The following is an 18,279-nucleotide window of genomic DNA, read 5'->3' as shown; positions in this document are numbered from 1 at the left end:
AATCCATTCTGTCCATTTGTCACTTCTATTTTCACATATTTCGCAGTAACAGGATTAAATGTGGCCGTTTTCTTATCACTATTATTTTCCCATGTTCCAGAAGATACTTTAGTATAGTTAGATCCATCTATGCTTGTATAAATATTGTAGCTTAAAATACGACCATCTTCCCATCCATCCTGCCGTGGAAGATAATCTACTTTAGAAATTGTCTTGTTTTTATCAAGCTCCAATGTTAGATTGTAAGGAAATTGATTTGGTGCGTTCCATTTGCTATGCCACATTGTATCTGTTTTTCCATCAATCGCGTGACTTGCTATATCAACCCCTGATTCCTCACTATTTGCACTTGCTTTCATCGTGCTTTTAGACAATACATATGGTTTGACAGATGTAGAATCAGTTAGAACATCTACTTCAGCTGCTGAGGCATATCCAATATTTCCATTTGTTACTTCGAGTTTTACATATTTTGCAGTAACAGGATCAAATTTCGCTGTTTTCTTATCACTGTTATTTTCCCATGTTCCCGATGATACTTTTTCATAATTAACCCCATCTACACTTGTATAAATATTGTAGTTTAATATACGGCCATTTTGGTTCCCATCTTGCCTTGGCAGATAGTCTATTTGTGAAATTGTTTGATTTTTATCAAGTTCTAATGTTAAATTGTATGGATATTGATTTTGTACATTCCATTGGCTATGCCAAATTGTATTTGGATTTCCATCAATTGCATTACTAGCCGGCTCACTTGATTCCTGACTATTAGCACTTGCTTTCATTGTTTTTTTCGACAATGTAGCTAGTGGTTTTACAGGTTTAGAGTCCGTTGCATCCCAGATAGGGGCAACTAATGTTGGATAATTCAAAGCTTCGATTTTTTGTCTTGTTTCTGGCGTTGCTTTCAGTCCCCACTGATCAAAGAACGGAAGTACATTTTGTTTCGCTACTTTGGATGTATTGTAAATAAATGCTTGTATTTTCTCTGCATCTGTTTTTGGAAGTTGATCATCTGGTAACTCTCGATATAGTTTGTGAAGATTTGCATAGAATTCTTCACCATATGCTAAATAAAGTTGCCAAAGCATAACTTGTTTTATATTTGAATCTTTGACTGCTGTATAATCTTTATTTGTTTGTTTTAAATATTGAAAGGCTCCATCATAACGCTTATCTGTTTCTAAAAGTGGTTGTCGATTAGGGTATAATTCTTTATATGCAGCTAAGGTATACAGATTAACAGTGACTTCAGTCATTCCACATCCGCCTGTCTCATCTTCCGACCATGTCAAAGGATCTTGTTGCCTCGTGTGCCCTGCTTCATGCATCTGCCCTGGTCCAATCTTATTTACATCTAAAGTTTCTTTAATTGCTGCGCCAACGAATGCTACTCCATCCCAACCTTCATATATGCCCCAAGTTCCTCTAGTATTTTCATAAAAAGCCCACATGCGGTGTGTTGGCCGATGTAACGGATTAGGATCTGTTTCAGATAACCCTGATACTTTATCTTGTGCTTGAATCATTTTGTCATATGCTTCTAATAAAGGAATAGGATTTTGATCTACGATGTACTTCTTAGCACTATCTTGTGTAACCGTAAGTACTGATTTCTTTGATTTTAGTTGCACGGCATGAGCATCTGGATATTTGTTCATCATCGCAATCCAGTCTTCTTTCGTATGTTTCCCTAATTCGAAGAATGGAACAGGGCTTCCACCTTGTGTAATTTTGACCTTAACTGTTCCTGTATTTTGATAATTATCAAGCCCTAATAACCCACCATTTGGAGAAGAGATTTTATTCGTACCAGGAGTCAGTTCAATCTCTTTTCCCCATTCTTTATCATAGCCATGTGTTCCAATAATCGCGTTAATATTTTTCGTTCCCGATACTTCAACTGTAACCTCTTCATTTGGTTTTATATAGATTCCTGTGGGCATATAGTTTTTTTGATCACTTCTTCTCTCTCTTTTCCCTTCATCCCAATAACTCCCTGTAGCTGGAAGATCAAACTCCCTCTGTTCATATTGATTTACAGTTTGCGCGGCAACTGTTTCAGCCTGTACACCTAAATGGTTTGTCATAATAGGTGTAAATAAAGTAGTTGCCAAAATAGCGGATGTGGCAAACACTTTTATTGGTTTTTGTAATCTACGATACTTCCTTTTGTTCATATAGAGCACCCTTTCTTCTTGAATTAGTCTTATTAATGCGCTTTCGATAAATTAATGAAATGAATTATGCTTTCCGATATAATTCCACATTTTTAATTAACAATTATACTTAAATTAGATTCAGAAATTAAAACAACTTAAACTATGAAACTAATACACGTTATCATAAGGGGATTCTCAAATAGCTCACCCCCTGCGATAACGTGTTCATTTATATGGCTAAATGTAAATGATTAATATCCCCAAATGTCTACTTCAGCTGCTGAAGCGAATCCATTCTGTCCATTTGTCACTTCTATTTTCACATATTTCGCAGTAACAGGATTAAATGTGGCCGTTTTCTTATCACTATTATTTTCCCATGTTCCAGAAGATACTTTAGTATAGTTAGATCCATCTATGCTTGTATAAATATTGTAGCTTAAAATACGACCATCTTCCCATCCATCCTGCCGTGGAAGATAATCTACTTTAGAAATTGTCTTGCTTTTATCAAGCTCCAATGTTAGATTGTAAGGAAATTGATTTGGTGCGTTCCATTTGCTATGCCACATTGTATCTGTTTTTCCATCAATCGCGTGACTTGCTATATCAACCCCTGATTCCTCACTATTTGCACTTGCTTTCATCGTGCTTTTAGACAATACATATGGTTTGACAGATGTAGAATCAGTTAGAACATCTACTTCAGCTGCTGAGGCATATCCAATATTTCCATTTGTTACTTCGAGTTTTACATATTTTGCAGTAACAGGATCAAATTTCGCTGTTTTCTTATCACTGTTATTTTCCCATGTTCCCGATGATACTTTTTCATAATTAACCCCATCTACACTTGTATAAATATTGTAGTTTAATATACGGCCATTTTGGTTCCCATCTTGCCTTGGCAGATAGTCTATTTGTGAAATTGTTTGATTTTTATCAAGTTCTAATGTTAAATTGTATGGATATTGATTTTGTACATTCCATTGGCTATGCCAAATTGTATTTGGATTTCCATCAATTGTATTACTAGCCGGCTCACTTGATTCCTGACTATTAGCACTTGCTTTCATTGTTTTTTTCGACAATGTAGCTAGTGGTTTTACAGGTTTAGAGTCCGTTGCATCCCAGATAGGGGCAACTAATGTTGGATAATTCAAAGCTTCGATTTTTTGTCTTGTTTCTGGCGTTGCTTTCAGTCCCCACTGATCAAAGAACGGAAGTACATTTTGTTTCGCTACTTTGGATGTATTGTAAATAAATGCTTGTATTTTCTCTGCATCTGTTTTTGGAAGTTGATCGTCTGGTAACGCTCGATATAGTTTGTGAAGATTTGCATAGAATTCTTCACCATATGCCAAATAAAGTTGCCAAATCATAATAAATTTTATATTTACATCTTTGATTGCTGTATAATCTTTATTTGTTTGTTTTAAATATTGAAAGGCTCCATCATAACGCTTATCTGTTTCTAAAGGTGTTTGTCGATTAGGATATAGTTCTTTATATGCAGCTAAGGTATACAGGTTCACAGTGGTTTCAGTCATTCCACCTCCGCCTGTCTCCTCCTCCCACCATGTCCAAGGGAATTGTTGTCTATAGTGTCCTGCCTCATGCATCTGCCCTGTTCCAATCATATCTACATTTAAAGTTTCTTTAATTGTTGCACCAACGAATGCCGATCCGTCCGGAGTTGCATATAAGCCCCAAGCTTCTCTAGGATTTTCAAAAGAAGCCCAGATACGGTGCGTTGGCCGATGTAACGGATTAGGATCTGTTTCAGATAACCCTGATACTTTATCTTGTGCTTGAATCATTTTGTCATATGCTTCTAATAAAGGAATAGGATTTTGATCTACGATGTACTTCTTAGCACTATCTTGTGTAACCGTAAGTACTGATTTCTTTGATTTTAGTTGTACGGCATGGGCATTTGGATATTTATTCATCATCGCAATCCAGTCTTCTTTCGTATGCTTCCCTAATTCAAAGAATGGAACAGGGCTTCCACCTTGCGTAATTTTGACCTTAACTGTTTCTGTATTTTGATGATTATCAAGCCCTAATAATCCACCGTTTGGAGAAGAGATTTTATTCGTACCAGGAGTCAGTTCAATCTCTTTTCCCCATTCTTTATCGTATCCATGTGTCCCGATAATCGCTCTAATATTTTTCGTTCCCGATACTTCAACTGTAACTTCTTCATTCGGTTTTATATAGATTCCTGTGGGCATATAGCTTTTTTGATCTCTGCTTCTTTGTCTTTTCGCCTCATCCTGATAACTTCCTGTAGCTGGAAGATCAAACTCCCTCTGTTCATATTGATTTACAGTTTGTCCGGCAACTGCTTCAGCATGTACATATAAATTATTTGTCATAATAGGTGTAAATAACGTGGTTGCTAAAATAGCGGATGTTGCAAGCACCTTTATTGGTTTTTGTAATCTACGATTCTTTCCTCTGTTCATATAGACCAACCTTTCTTCTTAAATTTTTTAATGAAAACACTTTCAATGAATTGATGGAATCGCATATGACTTCTGATATATTCCCAGTATTTTTTAATCGGCAGTTCCATGTACATCTGCTCCAACATTAATAGAAAGCATATTAGTCATCGCCTAGTGTTCTGAAGAAATCATACTCATTGTTGATTATCGAAATAAGGAAACTAATACTGTGTGAAAATGTGCTAATTTGCTGATTCTAGATTTCTCTCAAAAATACACTGATTATTCAGGAAATTAATTCGACATAATGTTACTTTGCAACTTTCCTCTACTTTTATTAGTATTTTTCTCCCTTCTCAGTGGATAATCAATTACACCTTTATTAAAACATTAAATTATCCATGCGTAAATAGTAGGATTTTGTCGAATTACATTAAATAATTCAACTATAATATATTAGAATGAGTGGAAATATTATACTTCTAAAATTACTGTTCAATTTGATTTTAGTAATTATAACAGTTACAACTTGATAGATATGGTTTTTTTGGGAAAATATTTTAATTAATTCAAAGTTAAATAAATTTTGGATATTATCAATATAATTTACTCATAATCTGTATATTGATATCCTTTATTTGGATATGTAAAATTGCATAAGAACCCAAAAAAGATAAAATAGTTATAATTTAATGCGTTATACTTGGAAAAAAAGTGTGTACTGGTTTCCACATGTAATTCTATATCGCGAACTATTCCATTGTAATAATAACGATAAATGGAAATCAAAAAACTACTACAAATAGAATAAGCATAAGAACTATGACATTCATAAAGTACAAGCTAATTTTCCGTCTCATTGTTTGCTTTCTTTCCATTTATATCCTTTTCCCCGTACCGTAAGGAGAAACTGAGGATCAGAAGGACTAGGTTCGATCTTCTGACGAAGACGACTGATATTCACATCTATTACTTTTGTGTTACCTACATAACTTATACCCCATATTTTATTTAAGAGTTCATCACGTGAAATTGGTTTTATGGAATTTTCCATTAAATATCGTAAAATAATATGCTCTGTTGGAGTTAAATCAATTACTATCTCATCCCTATATAAATTTCCTTGCAGAAGATTTAATTGAAATGGTCCCGAATGAATCGACTTCATATCCTTTTTATTTTCTTTTACTCTTCTTAGCAATGATTGCACACGTGCTACTAATTCAATTATACTAAATGGTTTTTTAATATAATCATCTGCTCCAATTGTCAAACCGTGTACCTGATCATTCTCTTGAACACGTGCCGTTAATATAATAATACCAATCTTTTCATTGTTTTTTCGTATTCTTTTGCATACCCGAAAACCATCTATTCCTGGTAAAATAACATCAAGTATTACAATATCAACATTATGATTTTCTAAAAGCTCAAGAGCTTTTTCACCTGTATCGGCTTCTAAAACATTGAAACCAGCACGCTTCATATTTAATGTAATAAAACTCCGAATTGTTATCTCATTTTCTAATACTAATATTGTTGTCAGACTCACCACTCCTTTTTAATATTTTTTAGATGCTTTTCTAGTTCTGAAGGCTCTAATTCATAGAGTTGTCTTCTTCCATCCTTGTAAAATCCGCAATCGATCAGCTGATTAATGATACACTGTTTTTTTCTTTCTACATGATAAGTATGTTGTTCTAGCTTTTTTGGTCTTTTGCATGATTTCAAGAAATCAATTCTTGTGTTGCCATTTCTACAAACTGAATATCAGACTCTACAAGGTAACGAATATATGCCGTTTTCGCTTTCATATATTCATCTTCATTTTTCCATCTGTGATGGCTGCCGTCACAAAGTACAAAAAAGGAAATGTTTCTCAACTGACTCACCAATTTATTCGTTTGACCCTTCAGATTAAATATTTCTTTCGCTTTTTTATGTGCCTGTAACACTTTGTCTTTCGAACATCCGCCTACAAGTAAATAATGTGGAATGATTAAACTCATTTTGTTATCTCTCTATTGCTCTCATACACAATCCAGAAAGAATAAGAACAAAGGGCACGCGTCGATTCTTTACACGATAACATGATTTGAAAAGCATGATTTGAAGGAGGATCCTTTTCCAAATGGCTAGTGATATATTCTAAAAAGCCGTCATTCTTCTCACCTTTTACAACAAACGCCTTCAAATCGGATAAATGAGCCTGTTCTTTATGCTTATCCTTAATATAAAGGATTGCTCCACTTAAAAATGAATGTGTATTTCTCACCCATGTTAATCCAGTGCCTTCATGAAGCACTTGTTTTGTCATTTCCATTGCGGGTTTCTGTGCCTGCTTTTTCGTTTTAATATCATCAGCAATTCCATTCGAAACAATCATTTCTTTCACCCTTTAGTAATTATGTAGTTTTCATATAACTAAATACAATACAACTAACCAAAATGGCATTACCATTAGAAATCCATTTCTAATCCCTTTTGCAATAGCCAATGGATCATCATTACAGTATGAAGTTTCATCTTCTTCAACCCGCTGCAACATCTTTTTTTTTGGTGAGAGGCTCATATTGAATCTCCTATCCTTTCAATTTGTTTTCGTTTTCCATAACAAACTACCACCAAAACAGCCTATACAATAAATCATAATAAATTTTATGCAAATTTCTATAATTGCATCCATCATTCCCCATTCTCCTCTCCCAGAGCCTGTAATACACAAGCTATGATCAGCAAAGAAAGAATTAATAATAAACTCCCTACATCTCGGCATTTCCCAAACAACGACATCCTCTCCTCGCAATTAACATTTATTTCAGAAAAACCCCACGGTAAGAAAAGTCAGACAAGAAAAGAGCCAGATTTTACCCCGTTAAGAGTAAATCGGCTCTTTAATATTCAAAGGACGTAAGGAATGTAAACTTGTTGAATGTAATCCCTCAAACTTATATTCTCCTAAGAAAATAATATCTTCCCAACCTAAAGGCGAATATCGTACGCTAGGGATTTTTTCATTTAAGAAACCTGGTTTTTCCGTACGTTAAGAAGGTTCCATAAACGGTATTTGATGTTTATTATGATACTTTGTTTTTGGTAATGAGTTTTGGAACTGATTTTAAACGTACTTCGGTCCATTTTGATATCTATTTTTCTTAGCGTGGGGTTTTTCCAAAATGCTAGCGGTACTCCTTTATCGATTATTCGCAAACTACAAAAGGAGCTCAGCTGCAGTATGTTCATAAATTACTTCAAAAAACCCCATTACAATAATTGCAAACGAACATAAATAAAGCTCTTTCAATCTATTTTTTAAACAAATCACTCCTAACACAGCCATATATTCAAAGTTTATTTAAAATTATATTTTACTAAATATCTTCTTTTTTACATCCTTCATTAGTTAGTGAATAGTACATAATGTCCTCGAATGATATTAATACAATCTCCATCCAATATCAATTCTTTTTTTATAATTTTTATAAAAAAAGAATTGATATTGGATTTTCAATGACATTTCTCGACAAAATATTTACTTTTATCAATTATCATTTTATAATTATTATAACTTAATAGACATACTACATAATGTGTAATAATTACTTAGTTGAACATATAGTTATCAAAAAAGGGATTTTTAAATAATCCTACGGATGATGAGTGAATGCTCATTACGGATTAACATCCGGAAATATAAGGAAATTAAAACTTCAGAAAAGATGTGTGATTAGTATGCTCAAGTTTAGAAGATTACTAATTGGTTGGCGAAGTGTAGGGAATACACCAGATTCATGGATTTGATCAGATGTACAAGACTTGACGAGAGGTTTATATATAAAGTAGGTTATGACTCTTTTGTTTATTGTCCAATTAGATTTATTGCAGAGTATTTTAGACTGGCTATGCTAAATAAACAAGATATATTTATGGATTGTTTCGCGGACCCTATCTCAAAAAAATAAAAAAAACGATTTAAAATTATTGACAAGTAATAAAACTAAATATATATTAAATTATAATATTTACAATTAAATAATTGTTATTGAATATAAATAGGAGGTTTCCCTTTATGAATCCGAATAATCGCTTAACAACAAACCAAGGTGCTCCAGTTGGAGATAACCAAAATTCACGTACAGCTGGTCGTCGTGGGCCGGTATTATTAGAAGACTATCATTTAGTAGAAAAACTTGCTCACTTTGATCGTGAACGTATTCCAGAGCGTGTTGTACATGCACGTGGTGCAGGTGCTCATGGTATGTTCGTAACAAAAAACAGTATGAAGCAATATACGAAAGCAGCGTTTTTACAAAATGAAAGAACTGAAACACCTGTATTCGTTCGTTTCTCAACGGTTATTCATGGTCAAGGTTCTCCAGAAACAGCTCGTGATCCACGCGGGTTTGCTGTTAAATTTTATACAGAAGAAGGAAACTACGATATCGTAGGTAACCATTTACCTGTTTTCTTCATTCGTGATGCAATTAAATTCCCTGACATGGTGCATTCTTTAAAGCCAGCACCTGATACAAATATTCAAACACCAGATCGTTACTGGGATTTCATGACGTTAACTCCAGAATCTACACATATGCTGACATGGGTATTTTCTGATTATGGTACACCGGCAAACTATCGTGAAATGGAAGGTTTCGGCGTACATACATTTAAATGGATTAATGCGGAAGGGAAAAGTGTTTACATTAAATATCATTGGAAACCACAGCAAGATGTCCGCAATTTAAGTGCAAAAGAAGTGGAAGAAGTACAAGGTAAAGATTTCAACCATGCGACTCGTGATTTATTCGAAGCGATTGAAAAAGGAAACTATCCAAAATGGGATCTACACGTACAGGTTATGCAATTAGATGAAATGGATTCTTTAGAGTTCGATCCACTAGATCCAACAAAAGTATGGTCAGAAGATCTCTTCCCATTAATTGAAGTAGGGACAATGACTTTAAATCGCAACCCACAAAACTTCTTTGCGGAAGTAGAGCAAGCGGCATTTACGCCAAGTGCAACTGTACCTGGCATTGAACCATCTGAAGATAAACTATTACAAGGTCGTTTATTCTCTTACCCAGATACACAGCGTTACCGCCTTGGTGCAAACTATTTACAAATTCCTGTAAACTGCCCATACGCAGCTGTTCGTAATCAACAACGTGATGGTGCAATGCAAATCAATCAAAACCCATCAACAATTAACTACGAGCCAAGTCGTCATGCTGAAAATCCTGTTGAAGATTCAGCTTACCGTGATTCGAATATGAAACTTGAAGGCTATGTATCTCGTGAAAAAATTGATAAACCAAACGACTTCCAGCAAGCTGGTGAGCGTTACCGTTCATTCTCTAAAGAGGAACAAGATAATTTAATCGCAAACTTAACAAGCGATTTAAAAGATGTGAATGAGCAAACGAAACTACTTGCAATTTGCAATTTCTTCCGCGCAGACCGTGAGTATGGTATGCGCCTAGCGGAAGCATTAAATGTTGATATTTCAGCGTATGTAGGAAATTCTACAAAATAATAACATTCTTAATTCTATTTTATTCTCAAATTTAACTTGAAATATGTGTTTACTAATACAATATATGAGAAAAGAAGTTGTCTCAAAAATTCGTTGAAAAACGATTTTTTAGAGACAACTTGGGGTAGCACCACATCGCTATCAACCTAATAAAACAAAATACCCCCAAAAACGAAAAAATACTATTCTTCCTGTATATTTCTACAAAAAGAATAATGTTTTTTTCGTTTTATAGATACAATTTCGTATGAATAAGGAGAATTCTTTCGGGAAGTGCGGTTAAATTCTTTAATACTAATTTCTCACTTCAATTTCTCTTAATAACCGCGTTACCGATTCCTTTTCACCAGATTGCCCATAGATTCCATCCCCTTTTACCAAAAAAGAGCTAAGATGTTTGCTCTTAGGGGTCACCATACATGCCCATCAACTTAAGAAATTTTAGTACCCCCAAGTACAAAAAACGGTTATTCTTTCTAAAATAAATAAGAAAGAATAACCGTTTTTTGTGTTGATTTGGAATAAAGATTGATAAAAATAAGAATTTTAATAGTTTTTTATCTGTATACAAAAATAAAACGTTTAGAACAAATCAAACTGTTGGTAAACTATCTAAATAACAACTAAGCACTCATTTGCTTTCTATAATAAATATAAAAAATTCCATACATTAGCAAAAGAATAAGTAAAACTTGTATTTCAACATTTTCTTGTAAAATAGTAGCTATCGGTTCTGGAAGATAAGGGGATTTTTGAGCACCACCTAGACCTAATGCTTTATTAACAATTCCAATTATACAAAAGAAAAAGATCCCTGACCAACTTGCTATAATTGCTTTATGTTTAATATCTTTATCTCTTTCATCATCTTTAATCCAAGGAGCTGATCCTTTATCACTTGTAAAAAATCCATTAATATAAGCCCACAATATAGCCCCCACAAAATATACTAAATAATTCATAATTCTATACTCCTTTCTTTAAAAAAAGTTCATCTACTGTTGTATTCAATACTTCTGAAAGATTAAAAGCTAATTTTAATGTAGGATCATACTTATTATTTTCAATTGCATTGATTGTTTGTCTACTAACCCCACATTTATTAGCCAAGTGCTTTTGCGACAATCCCTTTTTCTCTCTCAAATCCTTTATAATATTTTTCATATCTCTTCTCCATTTTTTATAATCAAAATGTCAAAAGTTTTTTACATATCAATTATAAAAAACTCAATTGGATTGTCAAATGTTTTTGACACGATACATTAAGTATATGTAGCTTTTAAATGAAATTTGGTAAAAAAGACAGTGCTAATTCATATTTAAAAGTAAACAAAAAGAAGTTACAATATACGGGGCACGATACATTACTATCAACTTAAGATGAAATTATACCCATAATTTATAGAAAGCGTTATTCTATTTGTAGAAATATACAGAAAGGATGGCGTTTTTGTATGAATCTATCGATTCAAGATGAGTTTCATTTGTTCGTTGAAGAACTACAACGATATCTATCTCCACATATTCTTCAACAACTTGCCCAAGAGACAGGCTTTGTAAAACGAAAAAGTAAGTATGGCGCACGAGATTTGGCTGCTTTATGTATTTGGATCAGTCAACATGTAGCAAGTGATTCTCTTACTCGATTATGTAGTCAGCTTTATGCAAATACAGCTACACTTATGAGTCCTGAAGGACTTAATCAACGTTTTAACCGATGCGCGGTTTTATTTCTACAGCGTTTATTTTCCCTTTTAATCAAAAGCAAACTAAATGATTCGTCTCAAATCCTAAACCAATACACTTCTTATTTTCAAAGTATACGTATTTTAAATGCTACTATTTTTCAAGTACCCAACCATTTGGCTCCTATTTATCCTGGCTCAGGAGGATGTGCACAAACAGCCGGTATTAAGATTCAACTAGAGTATGATTTACATAGTGGCAAATTCCTCAATTTTCAAATGGAACCAGGTAAAAATAATGATAAAACTTTTGGTACTGAGTGTTTGGATACCTTACGCCCGGGAGATTTATGTATTCGAGATTTAGGATACTTTTCTCTAAAAGATTTAGACCAGATGGATCAACGGGGGGTATTCTATGTTTCACGGTTGAAATTAAATAATAGAGTATATGTAAAAAATGAATCTCCAGAATTCTTTCGGGATGGGACAGTAAAAAAGCAATCTTTATATGTTTTGCTTAACCTTGAAGATATTATGCATCAGATAAAACCAGGAGATACTTATGAAATTCAGAATGCCTATATTGGACAACAAAAATTATCCTCACGAGTTATAATATACAGACTCACATCAACTCAAATTCATAGACGTAGGAAACAACAAACTTATGTTGAAAAGAAAAAAGGAGTTACATACTCTGAAAAAAGTAAACGTTTAACAGAAATCAACGTTTATATTACCAACATCCCATGGGAAATTGTTCCGATGGAACAGGTTCATGATATCTACTCACTACGTTGGCAAATAGAGATTGTATTTAAAACATGGAAGTCTCTTTTTGGTATCAATCATTGTCACAATATTAAGCGAGAGCGTCTAGAATGTCATCCTTATGGACAGTTAATCGCTATTTTTCTTTGTTCTTCCACTATGTTCAAAATGCGACAGCTGTTACTACAGAAAAAACACAAAGAATTAAGTGAATATAAAGCAATTTATATGATTCAAGATCATCTGTACTTAGTATATGAAGCTCTACAAAAAGACACCCAAGAAGCATCAAAAATTTTCCTTCGTCTGTTTGACCTCTTACAAAAAAACGGACGGAAATCCCATCGATATGAAAAAAAGACAGTATTTGATATTTTAGGTGTCGTTTATCAGTGTACTGTACCTAATCTAAAGCAGAAAACTGCATAATTTTTAAAAATACACCTTATCAAGGTTTATTTGGTATGCGTATTTTTTAAAAAAATAAATAAAATATCCAGCATGTAGGCAACAAGAACGGAAGTTCATGAAATACCTAAGTTTAGCTTGATGGGCATGTATGGTGACCCCTCATAGGGTAACTGCGTGACACCAACAAAGTTCTTCCCTAATGTTTGTAATGCATTTACTAAGTAAGTTTGATTAAACTTTTGAAAGGAACCAGAGACAATTGCACCACCAATTACATTTAAATTGCTGACAGTGCGTAAATAATCTTCAGACGTAAATGGATCTGGCATATACCCTTGATTTTCGTACAATGGAAATTCTGGATCGATAATATGTAAATGTGTGTCAAATATTTTCATAGGTTCACTCCATTCAAACGAATTTATAAATAAAGCATAGACTTCTTTTTGCTATAAATAAATTAGTTATTAATTATCAAAATTTATAAGTATATCTAATCGAATAACAATAATACAAAATATGTGGAATGAAATTCCATTACATAATCAATATTTTTGAACAACTTTATTATTCACGAACAATGTATACACAAAAAAGCTAGTAAAATACTAACTTTTTTGTACTTCTCATAAGAATGATTATGAGAAGTACTCAGGTCGCTTATTTAACAACAGCGATTCTTTTTACGTATATAAACTTTGGTTTGTTAGTTTATTGTAGAAAAGTAAATATTTCGTTTAGGGGGTACTTCAAGACCTTAGGTTGATGGGCATGTGGCGGTACCCCACATCCATCAACTTAAGGTATCTTTTTATACAAAATGTGGTTTTTTCATGTAGTCTTTTATTATCTTTTATAGATAGCATAAAAGTAGGCACATCAAATAAACCCTGACGGGTTTCAAATTTTTCGCTATGCTACCTGATGGGCAGAAGTGGTATACTCATACACAACACCTAAAATATCAAAGACTGTTTTTTTCTCATATCTGTGAGATTTTCGTCCGTTTCGCTGTAGGAGGTTAAACAGACGAAGGAGAATCTTTGATAATTCTTGGGTGTTTTTATGTAGTGCTTGATGAAAAAGTAAGAAATAATCTTTAATTATGTACATCGCTTTATATTCACTTAGTTCTTTCTGTTTCTTACGTAACAGGAGTTCTCTCATTTTAAACATAGTAGAAGAACATAATAGGATATTAATGAGTTGTCCATAAAGGTGGCATTCTAATCGCTCTTGTTTAATAGATTTACAACGATGAATTCGAAACCAAGATTTCCATATTTTAAATAACAGCTGTCGGGTAAAGAACTGGCGCGGTATCAGTTATGACCCGTCTCCAGCCCCTCCCCATAAGAACTGCTCGTGAAGTTTTCCCTCAAGCAGCTCACCCCATAAACTTCATCAAAAGGGTTATGAGACCTATCAGATGGCAGACACTTTTATCAATATCTTCCCGAGCTTTCGAGAGGACGAACTTTCCAGTTCCAGTAGAGTCCTAGTACACCATAGAGATATTCATTACTCCATCTCTGCCATCCAATGCTATGCTTTTGTCGCCGTTTCCTTCTCGTCAATAACGTACGGACTTTCATCTCTGTATAGTCTCGTACTTTACTAAAAGCTCGACTAGAATTCCCAACCCGGAAGTAATTCACCCATCCAATCAGTACAGTATTGATTTGTTTTACTAAATCTTGTGCAGGCTTGGCGCCTGCGTTTCTGATTAATTCTCGGATTTTTGCTTTCACTTTCGTACAGGCTTTCTTCTTCGGGGTAATAAGAACAAAGTATCTACTCTTATTTCGATTAAGTACTCGCCTCAAATCAAATCCTAGGAATCCGAAGGATTCTCCTTTTAAAACATTAACCACTAGGGTTTTCTCCAGATTCAGTTCAACTCCCAAAGGCTTTAATTGTTCCCACAGTCGTCGCAATGCCAATTCAGCCCATCCACGTTTACTAGAGTGTCCGCTTACAGTGATAACTATATCGTCAGCAAAACGGTGATAGTTTACAGCCTCGTAATGGTTTTCTGTTGTCTTACGTCGAATGGCATCAAATGTCCAATCTACTTCATTGAGGTAGATGTTTGCGGCTAGGGGAGAAAATGGTCCCCCTTGCGGGACACCAATCTTTCCTGTCACCTTGATTACCTGTTTTACAAGATGCATAACTTGCGAATCTTGGACACGCTTTGCAATTTTCTCCAAAAGTATGTGGTGTCGAATTGTATCAAAGTAGCGTGACAGGTCAACATCGATTACTACAGTCATCCGGCGCAATATGCTACGTCGCACTTCTGCCAGTGCTTGATGTGGAGAGCGTTTTGGTCGGAATCCGTAGGAATTTGAACAGAAATCAGCTTCAAAGATGGCTTCCAATATGAGTTTTAGCGCTCCTTGGACCACGCGGTCCCGTATACACGGGATTTGTAGTGTCCGCATTTTTCCGTTTTCTTTTGGGATTTCTACTTTACGATTAGCTTGTGGTTGATATGTTCCAGCCTGTAGTTCTGCTTGGATATTCTTTAAAAACGGCATAACTCCCTCTAGCTCTATATCAGCGAAACTTTTCCCGTCGATGCCTGGGGCACCGTTGTTTTTCCTCGCTTGCTGATATGCTTCATGAAGGGTTGTTATTTTGGTAATGTGGGAAAATATTCCCCAAAACTGATGCGTAGGTTCAGACTTCGCCTTTTGATAGATTCGTCGCCTTAGTTCCTGCAAAGTAATAGGTGTTTTTATCATGGCACCCTTGCCTCCTTTGGTCGTACGAAATATTTACAGGTTCGGACCCTTCCCTCCCCGCGCGTTTTGCTGCACGCAGATCTCTGGTACTACGATCCGTTCCGCCACCCTGACACCTACCGTTCTCACTTCCCGATCGCGGTTATAGAGACGGTCTCCTCGATGAGGTTTCTTCATCGGGTGTCGAGGGCTTCTCCAGTTTCCACATTATCTTTCTCTCCATGTCGCCGCTGATACCCCGCCGGTGAGAACTGCCGTTCCAGACTCGTTTCGGTCAGTTCTTGCTGCTTTCGCACGTTATCGACCGTCTCAGCCACCGGAATTGCGTGTAACGAGGCTACGTCTACGTTCACTGTACGTTACAACCTGGAGATTTGCCCACATGCCTTTTGCATGTGATGTCAGAGGGCTTCGCCGTGTCGCTTTCACTTCATGGCGCCTCTCAGGCTACGGGAGTGGAGCCTATTCTCCCGATTGGACTTTCACCAACTAGATAATGTGTCCTTATCTGGACACGCCGATTTGCCAGCGTAAAGAATACCAATCATGTACTTGTCCCATCGGGACAATGTCTGTAGGTGTGTTTGTCATATATACATTGATGCCACTGAGTCGTTTACTACGAGTAGAATACTTCATTCCTTTCTTTTTTTCTCTTACAGTTTGATCTTGTAATCGTTTTTGTTGTTGTTCTTTGGTTAGTCGATGAACAATCACACGGGTTGGTACTTTATCAGTCATTCCTACATAAGCGTTGGATATTTCACATGTTTGTCCTGGTTGAAGAGAGTTCATTAAGACCTCCATATCTATCTGTATATACTCTGTACCTTTCTTGATTCTTCCATCTTGAAAATAATCAGGAGTGGGATTTTTTTGATAAATACGTGTATTTGATTTAATACGAGAGATATAGTAAGCCTTTTTATCTTGTATATGTTGAAGATCTTTCAAGTGAAAATAACCTAAATCACGGATACATAAATCATTCGCTGTCACAGTTGGGGCACATAGAGAACCATAGGTTCGATCATGTTGTTTACCTGGGCCTGTATGAATATGTAGGAACTGTCCACTTAATAAATCATACTCAAGCTGAATCTTCACCCCAGCTGTATGGCTGCATCCTCCTGCACCTGGATAAACCGACGAAAATACATCGGGAAGTTGAAAGGCAGTTGAATCTAGGATACGAATACGTTTGAAAATAGAAGCGTATGGAGAAGTGAGCATCTTAGTTGAAGATAACTTTTGGTTGAGAAGTTCGGCTAACACTTGTTGTAGGAATTGCACGGCTGTGGCATTAAATCGTTGATGCTTCTAAACAGCTACATAAATGAGTTAAAGAGGTTTTAGCGACTTTTTGACTGATCCATACACATAAAGCGACTAAATCTTTTGCTTGGTACTTACTGGTTCTTTGCACAAAACCAACATTTCTAGCAAGATCTCGTAAGAAATTTGGAGATAAGAAGTTTTGAATTTCTTGAGCAAATAGTTGTAATTCATCAGATACAGAAATAGACATACAAAAACGCCATCCTTTCCTATGATTCTACAGAAAGAATAGCGTATTTTTTCATTTTAGGGGGGATTTTATTTTGTTAGCTTGATAGCGATGTATGGTGACCCCAACTTGATTAACCTCTTAATCAACAAATTATTTCATTTCGCTTCCACCACTCACAGGAAGGTAACTTCCTGTGATGTAGGCACTATCATCACTGGCATAAAAAGCAATAGCTTTTGCAATATCAGCAGGCTGTCCAATTCGACCAAGTGGGAGAAAAGCCGCTTTTTGTTGTTTAAATTCTTCTGGTATAAAGCTTGTCGCATCTGTTTCCACTAATCCTGGAGAGACGACATTTGCTGTAATACCGCAACTCCCCAGTTCTTGAGAAATAAATCTTACAAAACTATTTAGAGCTCCTTTTGAAGTACCGTGTGAGATAAAATTAGGTCCTGGTTGGTTACCTAAAATACTAGATACATAGATAAGTTTCCCATAATTCTGTTTCTTCATATAAGGTATTACACTCTTTGTAGACACAAAAGCCGCTTGAAGTTCATCATTCGTTTTTTGAATAAATTCATTCCACGATATATCTTCAAATGATTTCTGCACAAAGCTCACGCCTGCATTATGTACGAGGATATCTACAGTTCCATATGTTTTTATAGTTTCTTCTGCAAGATTACTCATTTGCTCCATATTTCTAGCATCTGCTTGTATAGCAATAGCTTCTCCACCCTTTTCTCGAATTGATGTCACCACCTCTTTTGCTGCAGTCGCATTCCTTGCATAATTCACGACTACTTTTGCTCCACGTTGTGCCAATATTTTTGCTGTAGCCGCACCAATTCCTCGACTTGCTCCTGTTATGATTGCTACTTTTCCATTCATCTATTTGTCGCTCCTTTTATTTTATTTAGTATTTATTTTCTGTCTATGTGGTTTATTCTTATTGCGTATATTTACAAATTCAATATAATCACTATATGTTA

14 protein-coding genes and 3 pseudogenes are annotated in these 18,279 nt (G+C 35.1%); 2 read left to right on the top strand and 15 right to left on the bottom strand.

Going from position 1 to position 18,279, the window contains the following annotated elements; all coding sequences use genetic code 11:
- The 8 genes and pseudogenes from MKY70_RS30670 to MKY70_RS30635 all read right to left on the bottom strand — a co-directional run.
- Positions 1 to 2,183 (bottom strand): discoidin domain-containing protein (locus MKY70_RS30670; protein WP_341026921.1); only part of this gene is annotated, 2,183 nt, incomplete at its 3' end.
- A gap of 233 nt (positions 2,184 to 2,416) precedes the next feature.
- Positions 2,417 to 4,636 (bottom strand): discoidin domain-containing protein, encoded by a 2,220-nt coding sequence (locus tag MKY70_RS30665; RefSeq protein ID WP_341026919.1) that lies wholly within the window; start codon positions 4,634 to 4,636, stop codon positions 2,417 to 2,419.
- A gap of 654 nt (positions 4,637 to 5,290) precedes the next feature.
- Positions 5,291 to 5,478: pseudogene (locus tag MKY70_RS30660) on the bottom strand (sensor histidine kinase); the annotation flags it as partial.
- Positions 5,475 to 6,164 (bottom strand): response regulator transcription factor, encoded by a 690-nt coding sequence (locus tag MKY70_RS30655; RefSeq protein WP_341026932.1) that lies wholly within the window; start codon positions 6,162 to 6,164, stop codon positions 5,475 to 5,477. The pseudogene MKY70_RS30660 and the gene MKY70_RS30655, both read right to left, overlap by 4 nt.
- A gap of 2 nt (positions 6,165 to 6,166) precedes the next feature.
- Complete coding sequence (locus MKY70_RS30650; RefSeq protein ID WP_341026916.1) at positions 6,167 to 6,349, bottom strand: Fur-regulated basic protein FbpA; 183 nt, start codon at positions 6,347 to 6,349, stop codon at positions 6,167 to 6,169.
- On the bottom strand, positions 6,346 to 6,627 hold the full coding sequence (locus tag MKY70_RS30645; protein WP_340804921.1) for a hypothetical protein: 282 nt from the start codon (positions 6,625 to 6,627) through the stop codon (positions 6,346 to 6,348). Before MKY70_RS30645 ends, MKY70_RS30650 begins: the two co-directional genes overlap by 4 nt.
- Positions 6,624 to 7,004 carry a hypothetical protein gene (locus tag MKY70_RS30640; RefSeq protein ID WP_341026933.1) on the bottom strand — a complete coding sequence of 127 codons (381 nt, stop codon included), beginning with the start codon at positions 7,002 to 7,004 and terminating at the stop codon, positions 6,624 to 6,626. Before MKY70_RS30640 ends, MKY70_RS30645 begins: the two co-directional genes overlap by 4 nt.
- A gap of 30 nt (positions 7,005 to 7,034) precedes the next feature.
- The gene (locus tag MKY70_RS30635) at positions 7,035 to 7,190 is read right to left on the bottom strand and encodes a hypothetical protein (protein ID WP_340804919.1); all 156 of its coding nucleotides are present in this window, start codon (positions 7,188 to 7,190) and stop codon (positions 7,035 to 7,037) included.
- 1,497 nt (positions 7,191 to 8,687) lie between these two features.
- On the opposite strand from MKY70_RS30635, the gene MKY70_RS30625 reads away from it, so the two are divergent.
- Positions 8,688 to 10,154 carry a catalase gene (locus tag MKY70_RS30625; RefSeq protein WP_341026913.1) on the top strand — a complete coding sequence of 489 codons (1,467 nt, stop codon included), beginning with the start codon at positions 8,688 to 8,690 and terminating at the stop codon, positions 10,152 to 10,154.
- Positions 10,155 to 10,777: 623 nt separating this feature from the next.
- Here the strand turns inward: MKY70_RS30625 and MKY70_RS30620 are convergent.
- Both MKY70_RS30620 and MKY70_RS30615 read right to left on the bottom strand, forming a co-directional pair.
- Complete coding sequence (locus MKY70_RS30620; protein ID WP_088031427.1) at positions 10,778 to 11,116, bottom strand: phosphoglycerate mutase; 339 nt, start codon at positions 11,114 to 11,116, stop codon at positions 10,778 to 10,780.
- Between the two features lie 4 nt (positions 11,117 to 11,120).
- On the bottom strand, positions 11,121 to 11,318 hold the full coding sequence (locus tag MKY70_RS30615) for a helix-turn-helix transcriptional regulator (RefSeq protein WP_341026911.1): 198 nt from the start codon (positions 11,316 to 11,318) through the stop codon (positions 11,121 to 11,123).
- Between the two features lie 290 nt (positions 11,319 to 11,608).
- Here MKY70_RS30615 and MKY70_RS30610 point away from each other — a divergent pair, with 290 nt between their 5' ends.
- Positions 11,609 to 13,042, top strand: a complete 1,434-nt coding sequence (locus MKY70_RS30610) for an IS4 family transposase (RefSeq protein ID WP_341026909.1) — start codon at positions 11,609 to 11,611, stop codon at positions 13,040 to 13,042.
- 95 nt (positions 13,043 to 13,137) lie between these two features.
- On the opposite strand, the gene MKY70_RS30605 is transcribed toward MKY70_RS30610, so the two are convergent.
- From MKY70_RS30605 to MKY70_RS30585, 5 genes and pseudogenes are all read right to left on the bottom strand, one after another.
- Positions 13,138 to 13,422, bottom strand: a complete 285-nt coding sequence (locus tag MKY70_RS30605) for an amidohydrolase family protein (protein WP_341026908.1) — start codon at positions 13,420 to 13,422, stop codon at positions 13,138 to 13,140.
- 514 nt (positions 13,423 to 13,936) lie between these two features.
- Positions 13,937 to 14,323: pseudogene (locus MKY70_RS30600) on the bottom strand (IS4 family transposase); the annotation flags it as partial.
- Between the two features lie 146 nt (positions 14,324 to 14,469).
- Positions 14,470 to 15,774 (bottom strand): group II intron reverse transcriptase/maturase, encoded by a 1,305-nt coding sequence (gene ltrA, locus MKY70_RS30595; RefSeq protein ID WP_341074743.1) that lies wholly within the window; start codon positions 15,772 to 15,774, stop codon positions 14,470 to 14,472.
- 513 nt (positions 15,775 to 16,287) lie between these two features.
- Positions 16,288 to 17,302 (bottom strand): annotated as a pseudogene (locus tag MKY70_RS30590) (IS4 family transposase); the annotation flags it as partial.
- Positions 17,303 to 17,434: 132 nt separating this feature from the next.
- Positions 17,435 to 18,178, bottom strand: coding sequence for an SDR family NAD(P)-dependent oxidoreductase (locus MKY70_RS30585; protein ID WP_090835604.1), 744 nt, complete (start codon positions 18,176 to 18,178; stop codon positions 17,435 to 17,437).
- Positions 18,179 to 18,279 lie beyond the last annotated feature (101 nt).

It is taken from the genome of Bacillus sp. FSL R9-9492, from assembly GCF_038007365.1.
Taxonomy (GTDB): domain Bacteria; phylum Bacillota; class Bacilli; order Bacillales; family Bacillaceae_G; genus Bacillus_A; species Bacillus_A mycoides.
The sequence above is the reverse complement of the archived record's forward strand: the minus strand, read 5'-3'. Positions and strand labels throughout refer to the sequence as shown.

Coding starts and splice junctions, on each gene's coding strand:
- MKY70_RS30665 (WP_341026919.1), bottom strand. CDS start 4,636: ATGAACAGAGGAAAGAATCGTAGATTACAAAAACCAATAAAGGTGCTT.
- MKY70_RS30645 (WP_340804921.1), bottom strand. CDS start 6,627: ATGAGTTTAATCATTCCACATTATTTACTTGTAGGCGGATGTTCGAAA.
- MKY70_RS30640 (WP_341026933.1), bottom strand. CDS start 7,004: ATGATTGTTTCGAATGGAATTGCTGATGATATTAAAACGAAAAAGCAG.
- MKY70_RS30635 (WP_340804919.1), bottom strand. CDS start 7,190: ATGAGCCTCTCACCAAAAAAAAAGATGTTGCAGCGGGTTGAAGAAGAT.
- MKY70_RS30625 (WP_341026913.1), top strand. CDS start 8,688: ATGAATCCGAATAATCGCTTAACAACAAACCAAGGTGCTCCAGTTGGA.
- MKY70_RS30620 (WP_088031427.1), bottom strand. CDS start 11,116: ATGAATTATTTAGTATATTTTGTGGGGGCTATATTGTGGGCTTATATT.
- MKY70_RS30615 (WP_341026911.1), bottom strand. CDS start 11,318: ATGAAAAATATTATAAAGGATTTGAGAGAGAAAAAGGGATTGTCGCAA.
- MKY70_RS30610 (WP_341026909.1), top strand. CDS start 11,609: ATGAATCTATCGATTCAAGATGAGTTTCATTTGTTCGTTGAAGAACTA.
- MKY70_RS30605 (WP_341026908.1), bottom strand. CDS start 13,422: ATGAAAATATTTGACACACATTTACATATTATCGATCCAGAATTTCCA.
- ltrA (WP_341074743.1), bottom strand. CDS start 15,774: ATGATAAAAACACCTATTACTTTGCAGGAACTAAGGCGACGAATCTAT.
- MKY70_RS30585 (WP_090835604.1), bottom strand. CDS start 18,178: ATGAATGGAAAAGTAGCAATCATAACAGGAGCAAGTCGAGGAATTGGT.